Origin of the sequence: Streptomyces sp. TSRI0281 (genome assembly GCF_001905125.1) — a bacterium.
Taxonomy (GTDB): Bacteria; Actinomycetota; Actinomycetes; order Streptomycetales; family Streptomycetaceae; genus Streptomyces.
Window position 1 is genome coordinate 24,369 of the sequence record NZ_LWLE01000003.1, and the last position, 16,988, is coordinate 41,356.

Consider the following 16,988-nt stretch of genomic DNA (forward strand, 5'->3'; position numbering starts at 1 on the left):
GCCGGGACGTACGCCCGTGGCCTGGACGTACGCCGGTGGCCGGGACGTACGTGAACCGTCGTCCGTCGTCCGTCATGCGTGCGCGCCACATGATGCTGCAGTTCGCCCCGCCACGTACATGTCCCGGCCCACATGCGACCGTGCTCACACGCAGAAGCGGCCGGTCCTGCCCCCGAGGCAGGTCCGGCCGCTTGCGGCGTCGTACGGATCGGTTACGCCGCCGGTTCGGGCTCCGGCGCGTCCGCCGTCTCCGGCTCGTCCGCCGGGTCGGCGGGCGTCTTCACGGACTCCAGCAGGAGCTGCGAGACGTCGACCACCTGGATCGATTCCTTGGCCGTGCCGTCGTTCTTCTTGCCGTTGACCGAGTCGGTCAACATGACGAGGCAGAACGGGCAGGCGGTGGAGACGATGTCCGGGTTGAGGGAGAGGGCCTCGTCGACGCGCTCGTTGTTGACGCGCTTGCCGATCCGCTCCTCCATCCACATCCGGGCACCACCGGCGCCGCAGCAGAAGCCGCGCTCCTTGTGGCGGTGCATCTCCTCGTTCCGCAGACCCGGGACCTTCGCGATGATCTCGCGCGGCGGCGAGTAGATCTTGTTGTGACGGCCCAGGTAGCACGGATCGTGATACGTGATCAGGCCCTCGACCGGGGTCACCGGGACCAGCTTGCCCTCGTCCACCAGGTGCTGGAGCAGTTGCGTGTGGTGGATGACCTCGTACTCGCCGCCGAGCTGCGGGTACTCGTTGGCGATGGTGTTGAAGCAGTGCGGGCAGGTGGCGACGATCTTCTTCGACGACTTCGGCTTCCTGGTCGCCTCGTCCTCGTCGTCCTCGCCGAACGCCATGTTCAGCATCGCGACGTTCTCCTGGCCGAGCTGCTGGAACAGCGGCTCGTTGCCCAGACGACGGGCCGAGTCACCCGTGCACTTCTCGTCGCCGCCCATGATCGCGAACTTGACGCCCGCGATGTGGAGCAGTTCGGCGAACGCCTTCGTCGTCTTCTTGGCCCGGTCCTCCAGGGCGCCCGCGCAGCCGACCCAGTACAGGTAGTCGATCTCTCCGAGGTCCTCGACGTCCTTGCCGACGATCGGGATCTCGAAGTCGACCTCCTTGGTCCACTCGACGCGCTGCTTCTTGGCGAGACCCCAGGGGTTGCCCTTCTTCTCCAGGTTCTTGAGCATCGTGCCCGCCTCGGACGGGAACGCGGACTCGATCATCACCTGGTAGCGGCGCATGTCGACGATGTGGTCGATGTGCTCGATGTCGACCGGGCACTGCTCCACGCAGGCACCGCAGGTGGTGCAGGACCACAGCACGTCCGGGTCGATGACGCCGTTCTCCTCGGCGGTGCCGACGAGGGGGCGCTCGGCCTCCGCGAGGGCGGCCGCGGGAACGTCCTTGAGGGCCTCGGCCGAAGCCTTCTCGTTGCCCTCCATGTCCTTGCCGCCACCGGCCAGCAGATACGGGGCCTTGGCGTGCGCGTGGTCGCGCAGCGACATGATCAGGAGCTTCGGGGAGAGCGGCTTTCCGGTGTTCCAGGCGGGGCACTGCGACTGGCAGCGGCCGCACTCGGTGCACGTGGAGAAGTCGAGGATGCCTTTCCAGGAGAACTGCTCGACCTGTGAGACACCGAAGACGTCGTCCTCGCCCGGGTCCTCGAAGTCGATCTCCTTGCCGCCCGACGTCATGGGCTGGAGTGCGCCCAGGGCGACGTCACCGTCGGCGTTCCGCTTGAACCAGATGTTCGGGAAGCCGAGGAAGCGGTGCCAGGCCACACCCATGTTGGTGTTGAGCGAGACCGTGATCATCCAGATCAGCGAGGTGCCGATCTTGATCATCGCGGTGAAGTAGATGAGGTTCTGGAGCGTGCCGAGGGCGAGCCCCTTGAAGGCCAGCACCAGGGGGTACGAGACGAAGTACGCCGCCTCGTAGCCCTCCACGTGGTGGATCGCGCCCTCAAGACCGCGCAGGGCCAGGATCGCGAGGCCGATGACGAGGATGACGTACTCGACGAAGTACGCCTGCCAGGCCTTGGAGCCCGCGAAGCGCGACTTGCGGCCGGCCCGGGAGGGCAGGTTCAGCAACCGGATCGCCATCAGTGTGACGATCCCGGCCACCGTCATCAGGCCGATGAACTCGATGTACATCTCGAACGGCAGCCAGCCGCCGATGATCGGCAGCACCCAGTCGGCCTGGAAGAGCTGTCCGTACGCCTGGAGCAGCGTCGGCGGCAGGGTCAGGAAGCCGATGGCGACGAACCAGTGGGCGAAGCCGACGATGCCCCACCGGTTCATCCGGGTGTGGCCGAGGAACTCCTTGGCCAGGGTGATCGTGCGCTGCTTGGGGTTGTCGGTGCGGCTGCCTGCCGGTACCGGCTGTCCGAGTCGGACGAACCGGTAGATCTGCGCGACGGCTCGGGCGATGAGCGCAACGCCGACGACGGTCAGCACCAGCGACACGATGATCGCGGCGAGTTGCATTAGGGGGCTCCTCGGGCCTGCGAGGGTGGGGATCCAGCACTACTAAGCAGTAACTTAATCAGTCTGTGCTGACACTATCCACTTATTCCGCGACGCTGTAGCCGGGCAAGCGGTGATCTGTGTCGCTCAGGTGTGCCTTGCCGCGCCGGGCGAGCCCGCGAAGCGCCGCACGCAGCGGACGGTGTACGGATTCCGCCAGGATGACGAGGTCGAGCACCGTTCCGCGGTGCTCGGCGTAGTGCTGGTCGAGCAGATCGGGTTCGTCCCAGGGCATCCCGGAACGGGCCCGTACCTGGGCCAAGCCTGTCAGGCCCGGTCGCAGCTCCTGACGCCAGTGCCCGGATCCGGCCCCCGCGGCCCCCGGGTCGCCCGGCGCGAGCGGGGTCGGGCCGACGAGGGAGAGGTCTCCCCGTACGACGTGGGGCAGCCGGGAGAGGATGTCGAGCCGGAGCCTGCGGGTGCGCAGGGAGCGCAGTTCGAAGGCCCGGCCGTGCAGACCGGTCAGGGTCCGGCGCTCCAGTACGCCGCCGGGCGGGCGTTTCACCATCAGCGCGAGGGCGCCCGCCGCCAGGGCGGGGGTGGCCAGGGCCAGGAGGGCCGAGCCGATCATCAGGTCCAGTACCCGTTTGGCCGTCACGCGGGAGGTGAAGAGGCGTACCGCGTCCAGGACTGTCCACGCCGCCGTACGTACCGCCGCGCGCAGCGATGCCGGTCGCGTCGCCGTTCGTCGGGGCCGTGCCCGTCCGGGGCCGTACGCGGCGGACCGGCCCCGGACGGCGGACCGGCCCCAGTCGGCGGACCGGCCCCACGCCCCGGACCGGCCCCATGCCCCGGACCGGCCCCGCGCACCGGACCGGCCCCATGCCCCGGACCGGCCCCGCGCACCGGACCGGCCCCGCGCACCGGACCGGCCCCACGCCCCGGACCGGCCCCACGCGCCGGGTCGCCGCTGCCGCTCCGCGCGCCGCCGTCTGGGGTTCTGCCTCGCGTTCCGCATCGCGTCCGCCCGGGGTTCGAGGTCCGATGGTGTGCCGCTTATGACCGGCTCACGGCATTTTGTGACAGAACGATGCCACGGTGCGATGGTGGGGCGAGGGGTGCGCGGGGCGTGGCGCGGGATGTGCTGCGGGATGAACCGCGTTCAGACGGGTCGGCGTCTCGGGGAAAGTCCTGGTAGCGCTGGGGGTGAGCACCTAAGTTGAGTCGCTGCGGCTCAGGTCTGTTGACTCTGGGGCGGGTGTCATGCATTCTTGAGTCAGATCCACTCAAGTAGTCAGTTGGAGGAATCGAAATGGCACGTGCGGTCGGCATCGACCTGGGCACGACTAATTCCGTCGTCAGCGTTCTCGAAGGCGGCGAGCCCACCGTCATCACCAACGCCGAAGGCGCCAGGACCACGCCGTCCGTCGTCGCCTTCGCCAAGAACGGCGAGGTGCTCGTCGGCGAGGTCGCCAAGCGCCAGGCAGTCACGAACGTCGACAGGACCATCCGCTCCGTCAAGCGCCACATGGGCACTGACTGGAAGATCGACCTGGACGGCAAGAGCTTCAACCCGCAGCAGATGAGCGCCTTCATCCTGCAGAAGCTCAAGCGGGACGCGGAGTCCTACCTGGGCGAGAAGGTGACCGACGCGGTCATCACCGTCCCGGCGTACTTCAACGACTCCGAGCGCCAGGCGACGAAGGAGGCCGGCGAGATCGCGGGCCTGACCGTCCTGCGTATCGTCAACGAGCCGACGGCCGCCGCTCTGGCGTACGGGCTCGACAAGGACGACCAGACGATCCTCGTCTTCGACCTCGGTGGCGGCACCTTCGACGTGTCGCTCCTGGAGATCGGTGACGGCGTCGTCGAGGTGAAGGCCACCAACGGTGACAACCACCTCGGTGGTGACGACTGGGACCAGCGCGTCGTCGACTACCTGGTGAAGCAGTTCGCCAACGGGCACGGCGTGGACCTGTCCAAGGACAAGATGGCTCTCCAGCGTCTCCGCGAGGCCGCGGAGAAGGCGAAGATCGAGCTCTCGTCCTCGACCGAGACCACGATCAACCTGCCCTACATCACGGCGTCCGCCGAGGGCCCGCTGCACCTGGACGAGAAGCTCACGCGCGCCCAGTTCCAGCAGCTCACCGCCGACCTTCTGGACCGGTGCAAGAACCCGTTCCACAACGTCATCAAGGACGCGGGCATCGCGCTCTCCGAGATCGACCACGTCGTTCTCGTCGGTGGCTCGACCCGTATGCCGGCCGTCGCCGAGCTCGTCAAGGAGCTGACCGGTGGCCAGGAGGCCAACAAGGGTGTGAACCCGGACGAGGTCGTCGCCATCGGCGCCTCGCTCCAGGCCGGTGTCCTCAAGGGTGAGGTCAAGGACGTCCTGCTGCTCGACGTCACCCCGCTGTCTCTGGGTATCGAGACCAAGGGCGGCATCATGACGAAGCTCATCGAGCGCAACACGACCATCCCGACCAAGCGCTCCGAGATCTTCACGACGGCCGAGGACAACCAGCCGTCCGTGCAGATCCAGGTCTACCAGGGCGAGCGCGAGATCGCGGCGTACAACAAGAAGCTCGGAATGTTCGAGCTGACCGGTCTGCCGCCGGCCCCGCGTGGTGTGCCGCAGATCGAGGTCGCCTTCGACATCGACGCCAACGGCATCATGCACGTCGCTGCCAAGGACCTCGGCACCGGCAAGGAGCAGAAGATGACCGTCACCGGTGGCTCCTCGCTGCCGAAGGACGAGGTCAACCGGATGCGTGAAGAGGCCGAGCAGTACGCCGACGAGGACCACCGTCGTCGTGAGGCCGCCGAGTCCCGCAACCAGGGCGAGCAGCTCGTCTACCAGACGGAGAAGTTCCTCAAGGACAACGAGGACAAGGTTCCCGCCGATGTGAAGACGGAGGTGGAGACCGCGCTCGGCGAGCTGAAGGAGAAGCTCAAGGGCGAGGACACCGCCGAGATCCGTACCGCCACCGAGAAGGTCGCGGCCGTCTCCCAGAAGCTGGGCCAGGCGATGTACGCCAACGCCGAGGCCGGCGCGACGCCGGGCGCGGACGTGCCGGGCGACGGGGCCAAGGCCGATGACGATGTCGTCGACGCGGAGATCGTGGACGACGAGAAGGACACCAAGGGCGGTGCGGCGTGACCGAGGAGACTCCGGGCTTCGACGAGAAGCCCGACGTCCCCTCCGGCGCCACCTCCGACGACGCCGAGCCGAAGGCCGCCGCTCCCTCCGAGGAGGAGGCGGCGGCCCCGGCCGGGGATGCTCACCAGACAGCAGGTCTGACGGCTCAGCTGGACCAGGTCCGCACCGCGCTCGCGGAGCGCACGGCCGACCTCCAGCGGCTCCAGGCCGAATACCAGAACTACCGCCGCCGCGTGGAGCGGGACCGGGTCACGGTCAAGGAGATCGCCTCGGCGAACCTCCTGTCCGAGCTGCTGCCCGTGCTCGACGACGTCGGCCGCGCGCGGGAGCACGGCGAGCTGGTCGGCGGCTTCAAGTCGGTGGCCGAATCGCTGGAGACGACCGTCGCGAAGCTGGGCCTCCAGCAGTTCGGCAAGGAGGGCGAGCCCTTCGACCCGACGATCCACGAGGCCCTGATGCACAGCTATGCGCCGGACGTCACGGAGACGACCTGCGTGGCGATCCTGCAGCCTGGGTATCGCATCGGCGAGCGCACCATCCGCCCCGCGCGGGTGGCCGTCGCCGAGCCGCAGCCGGGTGCCACGCCGGCGGCGGCGAAGGAAGAGAAGGCAGATGACGAGGAGAGCGGTGGCACCGAGGAGGTCTGACATCCCGTCCGACCATCCCGGTGCTCACCGCCCGGCCGAGCGACCGGCCAACAGGCCGGTCGCTCGGCCGATCGTCCGGAAGGAGGGACGTCGATGAGCACGAAGGACTTCGTCGAGAAGGACTACTACAAGGTCCTCGGCGTCCCCAAGGACGCCACCGACGCCGAGATCAAGAAGGCGTACCGCAAGCTCGCCCGCGAGTTCCACCCGGACGCCAACAAGGGTGACGCCAAGGCGGAGTCGCGCTTCAAGGAGATCTCCGAGGCGAACGACGTCCTCGGTGACACCAAGAAGCGCAAGGAGTACGACGAGGCGCGCGCCCTCTTCGGCAACGGCGGCTTCCGCGCCGGTCCCGGTGGCGCGGGAGGCAACTTCGACCTGGGCGACCTCTTCGGCGGCGCCCAGCGGGGCGGCCAGCCCGGTGGCGCCGGCGGGTTCGGCGGCGGTGGCGGTCTGGGCGACGTCTTCGGCGGCCTGTTCAACCGCGGCGGTACGGGCACGCGTGTGCAGCCGCGCCGCGGCCAGGACATCGAGTCCGAGGTGACGCTCAGCTTCACCGAGGCGGTCGACGGGGCCACGGTCCCGCTGCGGATGTCCAGCCAGGCGCCCTGCAAGGCGTGTTCGGGCACCGGCGACAAGAACGGCACCCCGAGGGTCTGCCCGACCTGCGTCGGCACCGGCCAGGTCTCGCGCGGCAGCGGCGGCGGCTTCTCGCTCACCGACCCCTGTGTGGACTGCAAGGGCCGGGGCCTCATCGCCCAGGACCCCTGCGAGGTCTGCAAGGGCAGCGGCCGGGCGAAGTCGGCCCGCACCATGCAGGTCAGGATTCCCGCGGGCGTCCTGGACGGCCAGCGGATCCGGCTGCGCGGCAAGGGCAGCCCGGGGGAGCGCGGCGGTCCGGCCGGCGACCTCTATGTCGTCGTCCATGTCGACGCCCACCCGGTCTTCGGCCGCAAGGGCGACAACCTCACCGTCACCGTGCCCGTCACCTTCGCGGAGGCGGCGCTCGGCGGCGAGGTGAAGGTCCCCACGCTCGGCGGACCCGCGGTCACCCTGAAGCTTCCGGCCGGCACCCCCAACGGGCGTACGATGCGGGCCCGCGGCAAGGGCGCGGTACGCAAGGACGGCACCCGCGGCGACCTTCTGGTCACCGTCGAGGTGGATGTGCCCACGGACCTCCCGCAGGAGGCCAAGGACGCGCTGGAGACCTACCGGAAGGCGACCGCGGACCAGGACCCGCGGGCGGAGCTGTTCCAGGCTGCGAAGGGAGCTTGAGATGGACGGCCGTCGACGTAATCCGTATCAGCTGACCGATGAATCACCTGTGTACGTGATCTCGATCGCGGCCCAGCTCTCGGGCCTCCACCCGCAGACGCTGCGTCAGTACGACCGTCTCGGCCTCGTCTCCCCGGACCGCACGGCCGGGCGCGGCAGGCGCTACTCGGCCCGCGACATCGAGCTGCTGCGCACCGTGCAGCAGCTGTCGCAGGACGAGGGCATCAACCTGGCCGGCATCAAACGCATCATCGAGCTGGAGAACCAGGTCGCCGCCCTCCAGCAGCGCGTCGCCGAGCTCTCGGCGGCGGTGGACGGCGCGGCGGTCGCCATGCAGCAGCGCGAGGCGCAGGTGCATGCCTCGTACCGCCGTGATCTGGTGCCGTACCAGGACGTGCAGCAGACCAGCGCGCTGGTGGTCTGGCGGCCGAAGAAGCCGAAGGGCTGAGCCGGGCGGCGCTGCGAGGCGGCCGGGCGGCGCCGCGAGGCGTTGCTCCGGAGCCCATACGTGAACCGCAGGGCCCGTCACCCGGGAGTCCACTTCCGGGAGGCGGGCCCTGCGGCGCGCTCCGGGGCGTTCAGGAGTCCTGGTCGAGGATTCCCGACCGGGCGATCAGATAGCCGAGCTGGGCCCGGCTGCTGCTGCCCAGGGCGGCGGAGAGCTTGGCGACGTGCGCCCGGCAGGTCCGGACGTTCATGCCCAGACGCCGGGCGATGGAGTCGTCCACATGGCCCTCGACGAGCAGTTGGGCGATGGAGCGCTGGACCCCGCTGATGCCCTTGGGCGTCGGTTCGTACTTGACTTCCTCCCGCAGCGGCGCGGCGCGGCTCCACAACTGCTCGAAGACCTTGGCCAGGTACTGCACGAGCCCGGGGTGGCGCAGTTCGAGCGCTACTCGGCGGTCGTCCGTGGCGGGGATGAAGGCGACGGTGTGGTCGAAGATCATCAGCCGTTCGATGAGCTCTTCGAGGGTGCGGATCTCGACCTTGCCCGCCGTCATGCGGTCCGCGTACGTCAGGGTGCCGTGGCTGTGGCGGATGGTGTGCTGGTAGAGCGAGCGCATGCCGACGCCGCGTTCGGCGAGCATGTTCCCGCGCTCCACGGCGATGTTGAGGGTGCCCTCGCTGCGGCCGCCGCCCGGCTGGATGGTCAGGACCTCCGACCGGCATTCGGCCATGGCGAGCTCGATGGAGGCGTTGATCCGGTCGATTCCCTCAAGCACCGTGATCGCGTGCGTGGTGGGTGTCTGGGCGCTGATGGCCATGAACGGTTCGAAGGTGTCGGTCAGCTCGACGGAGAGCTGTCTGCGGGCCTGGATCTCCCGCTCGATCGGATGGAGCCGCTGCGTCAGCGCGGCGGACGGCGGTACCGGCCGGAGCCAGGCGTCGTCGGCCGGATCGGGATGAAGCAGGGCGAACTCCAGCAGACAGGGCGCGGCCGCCACTTCGGAGCGGGCGATCTTGCCCACGCTCAGCGCGCTGGCGTAGAGCCGTATCCCCTCCTCGCACAGGGCGGTGACAGAGTGGGGATGTGTCGTATTTGTGCTGTTTATTGTCAATTCTCCACCCCCCAGGAACATGAAACTACAGGAACATGATGCATCGATCCTGTGGCATTGACGTGCCTGAATGAGCCATCGTCTTGTCATGCGGGGGAGAGGAAACCTTGGAAGTGAGGACGAAGCCGACTATGGGTAGCAAAATGCTTCGCTCGGCGCTTGCCGCGGCCTTCTCCGCTGGGCTGGCGATCGGAGCGATCAGTATCCAGGACCTGGTCTGGGACAGTGCGCCCACCGACATGGCAGGCGCGCAGACGCAGGCCGCACCCCCGCCGGATCTGGTGTGGGACGTGGCGCCGGCCGGGGCGAAGGCCTCGTACGTCCGGGCCCTGCCCCCGCCGGACCTGGTGTGGGACGTGGCGCCGGTCGGATCGAAGCCGGCGCAGGCCCGGGACGTGGCCCCGCCCGATCTGGTGTGGGACATCGCGCCACGAGCGACGGCGCGGGCATGATCCCCCCGGACGACCGCACCTTCCGGCGGGAAATGGCCACGGCGTACCGCTCAGGGTGGCATTTCATCGATCTGCTCACGGCACTCCCCCACCGTGGCGATTCGTTGATGGTCACCCTGTTCGGAGAGCCGATCGTCGTGGTGATGGAGGAGGACGAGGGCGTCCGCGCCTATCGCTGTCTCCGTCGGCCCCGCGGTGCCCCGCAGCCGGTCCGCTGTGCCGTGAGGTACGGCATGATTTTCGTCAATCTCGACCAGCGTGATCATGAGCTGTTCGAAACAGAAGCCATCTCCGCCACCCCCCGCAGTGCCTGAGCGATTCCCCCGTCGTTCCCTATCGCTCAGGCGCTTCCCCCACACAGCGGCGCCACCGTGACCTGAACACGGTGGCGCCGTTGTGCTGTTCCGTCGCGGGCCGGCTCAGGCCCTGCCGAGTGCCCGGTCCAGGGCGATCTCGATGACGACCCGGTCCGGGCTGGGCTTCGGCGTGCGCTCGTAGCGCTCCGTGTAACGGCGTACCGCGTCGTCGACGCTCTCCTGGTCCATGCGGATCGTCGCGCGGCCCTCCAGCGTCGCCCAGCGGGCGCGGTGCGTCTGGCAGACGGCGACCCGTGCCCCGTCCGGGCCCGCGGCCAGGATGTTGGCGACCTTGCGGCTGTTCTTGTTGGTGATGACGCGGGCGAGCCCCGCCTCGGGGTCGTACGTCACGCCGACGGGCACCACGTGCGGGGTGCCGTTCGGGCGGAGCGTCGTCAGGGTGCACAGATGGCGCTCGCGCCAGAAGGCCAGGTACTCGGGGCTGGGATCGCGTACGTCGGGCATGCCCGAAGCGTAGGCGCCCGAGGGGGCGTGCTGCGGTGGCGGGCCGGGGTGGCGAACGGTTCACTCGGATCAGGGCCCGGAACGGATCAGCGCCGGGGCGGCCGGAGGCGGACCGGACCGGGGCCGGGACCGGCGGTGCCCGGGCGTGGATATGTGTCCTCGGGCCGAAGTCGTCACAGGCCGAGGTACGTCTTCAGGCTTGAGTGGAATAGACTCAACTTTGTACACCTTGATTGAGTCAATAGGGACCGGGCGCCGCCCGGTCCCCCGCCGGACCCGAGAAGCACCACCGCAAGGAGGAGAGAGCGCACGTGGACGCCGAGCTGACCAACAAGAGCCGGGACGCCCTCAACGCGGCCACCAGCAGGGCCGTGAAGGACGGGCACGCCGACCTGACCCCCGGGCATCTGCTGCTCGCGCTGCTGGAGGGCGAGGACAACGAGAACGTCATCGACCTGCTGGCCGCCGTCGACGCCGACCAGGTCGCCGTGCGCGCCGCGACCGAGAAGCTGCTCGCCGCACAGCCCAGCGTCACCGGGTCCACCGTCGCGCCGCCGCAGCCCAACCGTGAGCTCCTCGCGGTCATCGCGGACGCCGCGCAGCAGGCCAAGGAGCTCGGCGACGAGTATCTGTCCACCGAGCATCTGCTGATCGGCATCGCGGCCAGGGGCGGCCGTGCCGGTGAGATCCTCGGTGAGCAGGGGGCCAGTGCGAAGAAGCTGCTGGACGCGTTCGAGACGAGCAGGGGAGGGCGCCGGGTGACCACACCGGACCCGGAGGGCCAGTACAAGGCGCTGGAGAAGTTCGGCACCGATTTCACGGCCGCCGCACGCGAGGGCAAGCTCGACCCGGTCATCGGGCGTGACCAGGAGATCCGCCGCGTCGTCCAGGTCCTGTCCCGCCGCACGAAGAACAACCCCGTGCTCATCGGTGAGCCCGGTGTCGGCAAGACCGCCGTCGTCGAAGGTCTCGCCCAGCGCATCGTCAAGGGCGACGTACCCGAGAGCCTGAAGAACAAGCGCCTCGTCTCCCTCGACCTGGGGGCGATGGTCGCGGGCGCGAAGTACCGCGGCGAGTTCGAGGAGCGCCTGAAGACCGTCCTCTCCGAGATCAAGGAGAGCGGCGGCCAGATCATCACGTTCATCGACGAGCTGCACACCGTCGTGGGCGCCGGAGCGGGCGGCGACTCCGCCATGGACGCGGGCAACATGCTCAAGCCGATGCTGGCCCGCGGCGAGCTGCGGATGGTCGGCGCCACCACGCTGGACGAGTACCGCGAGCGCATCGAGAAGGACCCGGCCCTGGAGCGCCGCTTCCAGCAGGTCCTGGTCGCCGAGCCGTCCGTCGAGGACACCATCGCGATCCTGCGCGGACTCAAGGGCCGCTACGAGGCCCACCACAAGGTCCAGATCGCGGACTCCTCGCTGGTGGCCGCGGCCACGCTCTCCGACCGCTACATCACCTCCCGCTTCCTGCCCGACAAGGCCATCGACCTGGTCGACGAGGCGGCGTCCCGGCTGCGCATGGAGATCGACTCCTCGCCCGTCGAGATCGACGAGCTCCAGCGCGCCGTCGACCGGCTGCGCATGGAGGAGCTGGCCCTCAAGAACGAGACCGACGCCGCCTCCAAGCAGCGCCTGGAGAAGCTCCGCCGCGACCTCGCCGACAAGGAGGAGGAGCTGCGCGGCCTCACCGCCCGCTGGGAGAAGGAGAAGGAGGGCCTCAACCGCGTCGGTGAGCTGAAGGAACGGCTCGACGAACTGCGGGGCCAGGCCGAGCGCGCCCAGCGCGACGGCGACTTCGACTCCGCCTCCAAGCTCCTGTACGGGGAGATCCCCGGCCTGGAGCGCGAGCTGGAGGAGGCAGCGGAGGCCGAGCAGGAGGCCGCCAAGGACACGATGGTCAAGGAGGAGGTCGGCCCGGACGACATCGCCGATGTCGTCGGCTCCTGGACCGGCATCCCGGCCGGACGGCTGCTGGAGGGCGAGACCCAGAAGCTGCTGCGCATGGAGGAGGAGCTGGGCAAGCGCCTCATCGGCCAGCGGGAGGCCGTGCAGGCGGTCTCCGACGCGGTACGGCGCACCCGCGCCGGGATCGCCGACCCGGACCGCCCGACCGGCTCGTTCCTCTTCCTCGGCCCGACCGGGGTCGGCAAGACCGAGCTGGCGAAGGCGCTCGCCGACTTCCTGTTCGACGACGAGCGGGCCATGATCCGCATCGACATGAGCGAGTACGGCGAGAAGCACAGCGTCGCGCGGCTCGTCGGCGCGCCGCCCGGCTACGTCGGCTACGAGGAGGGCGGCCAGCTCACCGAGGCGGTCCGCCGCCGCCCGTACAGCGTCGTCCTGCTGGACGAGGTGGAGAAGGCCCACCCGGAGGTCTTCGACGTCCTGCTCCAGGTCCTCGACGACGGCCGGCTCACCGACGGCCAGGGCCGGACGGTGGACTTCCGCAACACCATCCTGATCCTGACCTCCAACCTCGGCAGCCAGTTCCTGGTCGACCCCCTGGTCAAGCCCGAGGTGAAGAAGGAGCAGGTCATGGATGTCGTACGGGCGTCCTTCAAGCCGGAGTTCCTCAACCGGCTCGATGACATCGTGGTCTTCTCCGCCCTGTCCGGCGACGAGCTCTCGCACATCGCGGGGCTCCAGATCGGCCGCCTCGCCAAGCGGCTGGCCGACCGCAGGCTCACCCTCGACGTCACGCCCGAGGCACTGGCCTGGCTGGCCGAGGAGGGCAACGACCCGGCGTACGGAGCCCGGCCGCTGCGCCGCCTGATCCAGACGGCGATCGGGGACCGGCTCGCGAAGGAGATCCTCGCGGGCGGGATCACGGACGGCGACACCGTGCTGGTGGACCGGGCCGACGACGGGCTGAGCGTCGGCCGCGCCTCGTAACATCCCGGCCGGACATCCCGGCCACCCGGACCCCGGCGGGCCCGGTCCGCACCGGCCGCGTGTCAGCTTGTGGCGGATCGGGGCCGCCGGGGCTTGCCATGCCCCGCCCGCCATGGGGGAGGATGGCCGCAACCATCACGAAGGGAAATAACGGTGAGCATCGATCCGTCCTCGATTCCTAATTTCGGGGGCCAGCCCGAACCGCAGGCGGCAGGACCGGAGGGCCCCGTCGTCCCTGACCAGGACCTCGTCAAGCAGCTCCTGGAGCAGATGGAGCTGAAGTACGTCGTCGACGACGAGGGCGACCTCGCGGCGCCGTGGGAAGAGTTCCGGACGTACTTCATGTTCCGGGGCGAGGACGAGCAGCAGGTCTTCTCGGTCCGTACGTTCTACGACCGCCCGCACGCCCTCGACCAGCGTCCCGTCCTCCTGGACGCGATCGACGACTGGAACCGCCGCACCCTGTGGCCGAAGGTCTACACGCACGCCCACGAGGGCGAGGAGGGCGAGGCGGGCTCCGTCCGGCTGATCGGTGAGGCACAGATGCTCATCGGCACCGGCGTCAGCCTGGAACACTTCGTCTCCTCGACCGTCAGCTGGGTGCGCGCCTCGATCGAGTTCGACAAGTGGCTCGTGGAGCGCCTGGGCCTGGAGCCGGCCGAGGACAAGGCCGAGGAGAAGGCCGAGGGCGACACGCCCGCCGAGGGCTGAGCCGCCCCCGCGAACGGGAGCCCGGCCGGACAGGGACACGCGTGTCCCCGACCGGCCGGGCTCTGTCATGTCCGCCCGCACCGGCCGGCATGGCCCGCACCGGCCTGGCCCGCACCGCGCCGGCCCCGCACCGCACCGGCCCCGCGGAGTCGGCGCGGGCGATGGGCCGTTGCGCGCCATGGGGGCCTGATCAGGGCGCGGGCCCGCCACTTTCGTCACTGTTCCGCAACAGGCGTGAACCGCCCCGCCGGGTGCCCCGTACAGCCCGGTGTGCGCGGCTCAGCGGCCGCGGCGACCCGGAACGAGAGAAGGAGCCGACATGGCGGCCAACGGCAACATCAACATCAGCCCGGAAGAGATGCGGGAGGCCTCGACCTGGCTGCAGCACCAGAAGGAACTGATGCAGCAGAGCCTCCACGAGGCCAACACCAAGATGGACGAGATGGTCGAGGCGGCCTACGCGACGCCGGGCTCCGAGACCAAGTTCCGTCCGTTCTGGGAGGAGTACAAGAACGGCACCGACAAGGCGATCGAGGGCCTTCAGGGCGTCAGCGAGTTCATCAAGCAGGTCGCCGACGCGTTCGTCGACACCGACGACCAGACCTCCGGTTCCATCGGCTGATGTGCCCCTGTGTCCGGTCCCGCCCTTCCGCGGCGGGACCGGGCGGTGGCACGGGAGGAGCAACCGATGACCCGCATCAGCATCCCCCTCGACGACCTGAACGAGACGGTCAAGTCGCTTGAGGACATCGGGGAGCGGATCAACAAGACCGCACGGCTCAGCGACATCGGATCGAAGGAAGAGGTGGGCGACGCGAAGCTCGCCGACTCCCTCGCCGACTTCGACAGCGCATGGGGCAGGGGCCACGAGAAGGTGCAGGAGAACGTGAAGGTCTTCTCCGAGAACACGAAGAAGATCTCCGACGCCTTCACGCAGACGGACGACGAGACCGTCAAGACGCTGGACAAATCCAAGGCGTGACAAGAGCCTGCAGGCAGAAGGGACATGCGTCATGACGCATCCGGTCACGGACCGGGCTACGGGGGCGCCCGCGCACTACAAGCTGCGCTTCCCCGGCTCCTGGTGGCATCTGGACCTCGACCCGAGCACCCGGGACGCGTCCATCCGCCGCCGTATCGAGCAACAGGCGAAGGGAGTTCCACAACTCTCCCGCGAGCGGCTCGACGGCCTGGTCCGCGACACCCGCCGAACGGCCCGCGAGGCCTACGCCCGGGGAGCGCTCCAGGCGTCGGGGATGGTCAGGTTCCCCGGCGGGGACTCGATGCTCAGCGCCACGTCCGTCGTGCTGCGGATGCCCGTGCCCGAGGACGAGGCGGCGGATCTGGCCGATGTGCTGTTCGGGGCGAGCATGCTGGCCGGGGACCCGCAGAGCAGCGGATACCCGCCGCGCGAGGTGGATCTGCTGGAGTTGCCGGACGTCGGACCGGTCGGGCGGATCGCCTCGGTCGAGGACATCGACTACCGGGGCACGCCGGTGCGCACGGCGCTGCTGCACACGCTGTTCCCGATACCGAACCGCCGCGAATACCTGCTGGTCTCCAGCTCCACGCCCAACGTGGACCTCAAGGACCAGTTCTTCGAGGTGTTCGACGCCATCGCGGGGACGCTGCGCTTCGTGGAGGCCAGGAGCGAGGGCACGGCCGGGCCGGCCGCACAGAGCCCGCAGGGCACGGACGAGAACGGAAAGTGAGGGCGGGTCAATGGTGCGGCCAGCGGTGTCCGACTGGGAGACGGTCTTCGGGTTCTCGGACCCGACGCCGGGCGATGCGGAGATGCTCGGGAGGCTCGCGGGCCGGTACCGGTCCGTCGCCGACGACGCGGACCAGGCGCTCCCCATCGTCAGCGGCCTGAAGAACGGTCAGCTCGGCGAGGGCAAGGCCATGGAGAAACTCCGGGACAAGCTCGGGGACCTGGCCCATCAGGTGGAGAAGCTGCACAGTTCGTACGACAAGGCGGCGCGCGCGCTGGACACCTACGCCGACCTGCTGGGGGACCATCAGCGCAAGGCCGACAACGCCCTGGTCGAGGGGCGGGACGCCAAGGAGCGGCTGCAGCGGGCCACCGAGACCGCCGCGGCGGCGGGGTCCGTGATCAGCGGGCTGGACGCGGCGGACCCGCCCCCGCCGGACGACGAGGCGGCCCGGCGCAGTGCGCGGCAGGCCATGGAGGACGCCCGGAACGACCAGTCCGCGGCGCAGGGGAACGTCGACGGCGCCCAGCGGGATCTCGACGCCGCCCGCATGCTCGCCGAGGACGCGCGGGAGCTGCGCGAGACGGACGCCTCGACGGCGGCCCGCGCCCTGGACGACGCGACGAGCGAGGCGGTCCCGGGCAAGAGCCTGTGGGAGAAGATCAAGGAGATCTTCAAGAAGGTGCTCGGCTTCATCAGTGCGGCCCTGGGCATCATCGCCATGCTCATCCCCGGACTTCAGGGCCTGGGGCTCATCCTGACGATCGCCAGTCTGGTCACCGCCGCCATCCCCTTCATCATGAATATCGTCGACAGCATCCAGTCGGGCGAGTGGGATGTGCTCGACATGGTCCTCGGCGGCCTGGGGCTGGTGCTCGGCGGCGTCGGCCTGATCAAGATCGCCAATCTGGGCGGGATCGCGAACACCCTCAAGTCCGTCACGAGCAACCTCAAGACGATACAGATCAACATCAAGACCGTGATCCCCACCATCAAGTCGTTCACCGGGTTCAAGAACCCGGGCGACCTGATCGTGAACATCGTGAAGAACCTTCCCGGTGGGCTCAAGACGCCGGACATCATCAAGGGACTGCCGGGCATCACCAACATCTGGACGAAGACGGCGGGGTGGCTCGACCAGAGCTCGAACCTCATCGGACTGGCCGGCCTCGCCTGGGCGATCAACACCGCCGTCCCCAACGGGTCGAAGAGCACGGTCACGCACGACCCCGGTTACGTGGAGGGATCGACCTGATCCGGGCCGCGTCCCGTCATGCGTGAGGGCTCCCGCCCCG

At 69.2% G+C, this 16,988-nt stretch carries 16 protein-coding genes; 12 read left to right on the forward strand and 4 right to left on the reverse strand.

The features are described 5' to 3' along the window. Positions 1-212 precede the first annotated feature (212 nt). Both A6A29_RS08500 and A6A29_RS46325 read right to left on the reverse strand, forming a co-directional pair. Positions 213-2,480, reverse strand: coding sequence for a (Fe-S)-binding protein (locus A6A29_RS08500; protein WP_073719393.1), 2,268 nt, complete (start codon positions 2,478-2,480; stop codon positions 213-215). An 82-nt stretch (positions 2,481-2,562) separates the two neighbouring features. Then, positions 2,563-3,117, reverse strand: coding sequence for a sugar transferase (locus A6A29_RS46325; RefSeq protein WP_385732377.1), 555 nt, complete (start codon positions 3,115-3,117; stop codon positions 2,563-2,565). 654 nt (positions 3,118-3,771) lie between these two features. On the opposite strand from A6A29_RS46325, the gene dnaK reads away from it, so the two are divergent. The 4 genes from dnaK (at position 3,772) to A6A29_RS08530 (ending at position 7,989) form a co-directional block, all read left to right on the forward strand. Continuing rightward, complete coding sequence (dnaK, locus tag A6A29_RS08515; protein WP_073719394.1) at positions 3,772-5,619, forward strand: molecular chaperone DnaK; 1,848 nt, start codon at positions 3,772-3,774, stop codon at positions 5,617-5,619. After that, on the forward strand, positions 5,616-6,266 hold the full coding sequence (gene grpE / locus A6A29_RS08520; RefSeq protein WP_073719395.1) for a nucleotide exchange factor GrpE: 651 nt from the start codon (positions 5,616-5,618) through the stop codon (positions 6,264-6,266). Before dnaK ends, grpE begins: the two co-directional genes overlap by 4 nt. A gap of 93 nt (positions 6,267-6,359) precedes the next feature. Further along, a complete protein-coding gene (gene dnaJ, locus A6A29_RS08525; RefSeq protein ID WP_073719396.1) occupies positions 6,360-7,541 on the forward strand; it encodes a molecular chaperone DnaJ in 1,182 nt (393 codons plus the stop codon). A 1-nt stretch (position 7,542) separates the two neighbouring features. Further along, positions 7,543-7,989: a heat shock protein transcriptional repressor HspR gene (locus A6A29_RS08530; RefSeq protein ID WP_073719397.1), complete on the forward strand. Its 447-nt coding sequence runs from the start codon at positions 7,543-7,545 to the stop codon at positions 7,987-7,989. 130 nt (positions 7,990-8,119) lie between these two features. Here the strand turns inward: A6A29_RS08530 and A6A29_RS08535 are convergent, their stop codons facing one another. Next, positions 8,120-9,121 (reverse strand): helix-turn-helix transcriptional regulator, encoded by a 1,002-nt coding sequence (locus tag A6A29_RS08535; protein WP_198953027.1) that lies wholly within the window; start codon positions 9,119-9,121, stop codon positions 8,120-8,122. A 110-nt stretch (positions 9,122-9,231) separates the two neighbouring features. On the opposite strand from A6A29_RS08535, the gene A6A29_RS08540 reads away from it, so the two are divergent. Both A6A29_RS08540 and A6A29_RS08545 read left to right on the forward strand, forming a co-directional pair. Further along, positions 9,232-9,552, forward strand: a complete 321-nt coding sequence (locus tag A6A29_RS08540) for a hypothetical protein (protein ID WP_198953037.1) — start codon at positions 9,232-9,234, stop codon at positions 9,550-9,552. Then, a complete protein-coding gene (locus A6A29_RS08545; protein WP_073719400.1) occupies positions 9,549-9,866 on the forward strand; it encodes a (2Fe-2S)-binding protein in 318 nt (105 codons plus the stop codon). Before A6A29_RS08540 ends, A6A29_RS08545 begins: the two co-directional genes overlap by 4 nt. A 105-nt stretch (positions 9,867-9,971) precedes the next feature. On the opposite strand, the gene A6A29_RS08550 is transcribed toward A6A29_RS08545, so the two are convergent. Further along, the gene (locus A6A29_RS08550) at positions 9,972-10,373 is read right to left on the reverse strand and encodes a pyridoxamine 5'-phosphate oxidase family protein (protein WP_073719401.1); all 402 of its coding nucleotides are present in this window, start codon (positions 10,371-10,373) and stop codon (positions 9,972-9,974) included. 311 nt (positions 10,374-10,684) lie between these two features. Here A6A29_RS08550 and clpB point away from each other — a divergent pair, with 311 nt between their 5' ends. From clpB to A6A29_RS08580, 6 genes are all read left to right on the forward strand, one after another. Then, entirely contained in the window at positions 10,685-13,270 is a 2,586-nt protein-coding gene (clpB, locus tag A6A29_RS08555; protein WP_073719402.1) for an ATP-dependent chaperone ClpB, read from the forward strand. A 153-nt stretch (positions 13,271-13,423) separates the two neighbouring features. Next, the gene (locus A6A29_RS08560) at positions 13,424-13,981 is read left to right on the forward strand and encodes a YbjN domain-containing protein (protein ID WP_073719403.1); all 558 of its coding nucleotides are present in this window, start codon (positions 13,424-13,426) and stop codon (positions 13,979-13,981) included. 319 nt (positions 13,982-14,300) lie between these two features. Continuing rightward, positions 14,301-14,603, forward strand: a complete 303-nt coding sequence (locus A6A29_RS08565; RefSeq protein ID WP_073719404.1) for a WXG100 family type VII secretion target — start codon at positions 14,301-14,303, stop codon at positions 14,601-14,603. 66 nt (positions 14,604-14,669) lie between these two features. After that, positions 14,670-14,963 carry a hypothetical protein gene (locus A6A29_RS08570; RefSeq protein WP_073719405.1) on the forward strand — a complete coding sequence of 98 codons (294 nt, stop codon included), beginning with the start codon at positions 14,670-14,672 and terminating at the stop codon, positions 14,961-14,963. A gap of 31 nt (positions 14,964-14,994) precedes the next feature. Continuing rightward, on the forward strand, positions 14,995-15,693 hold the full coding sequence (locus A6A29_RS08575) for a hypothetical protein (protein ID WP_073719406.1): 699 nt from the start codon (positions 14,995-14,997) through the stop codon (positions 15,691-15,693). A gap of 25 nt (positions 15,694-15,718) precedes the next feature. Beyond that, a complete protein-coding gene (locus tag A6A29_RS08580; protein WP_073719407.1) occupies positions 15,719-16,948 on the forward strand; it encodes a hypothetical protein in 1,230 nt (409 codons plus the stop codon). The last annotated feature ends 40 nt before the right edge of the window (positions 16,949-16,988 follow it).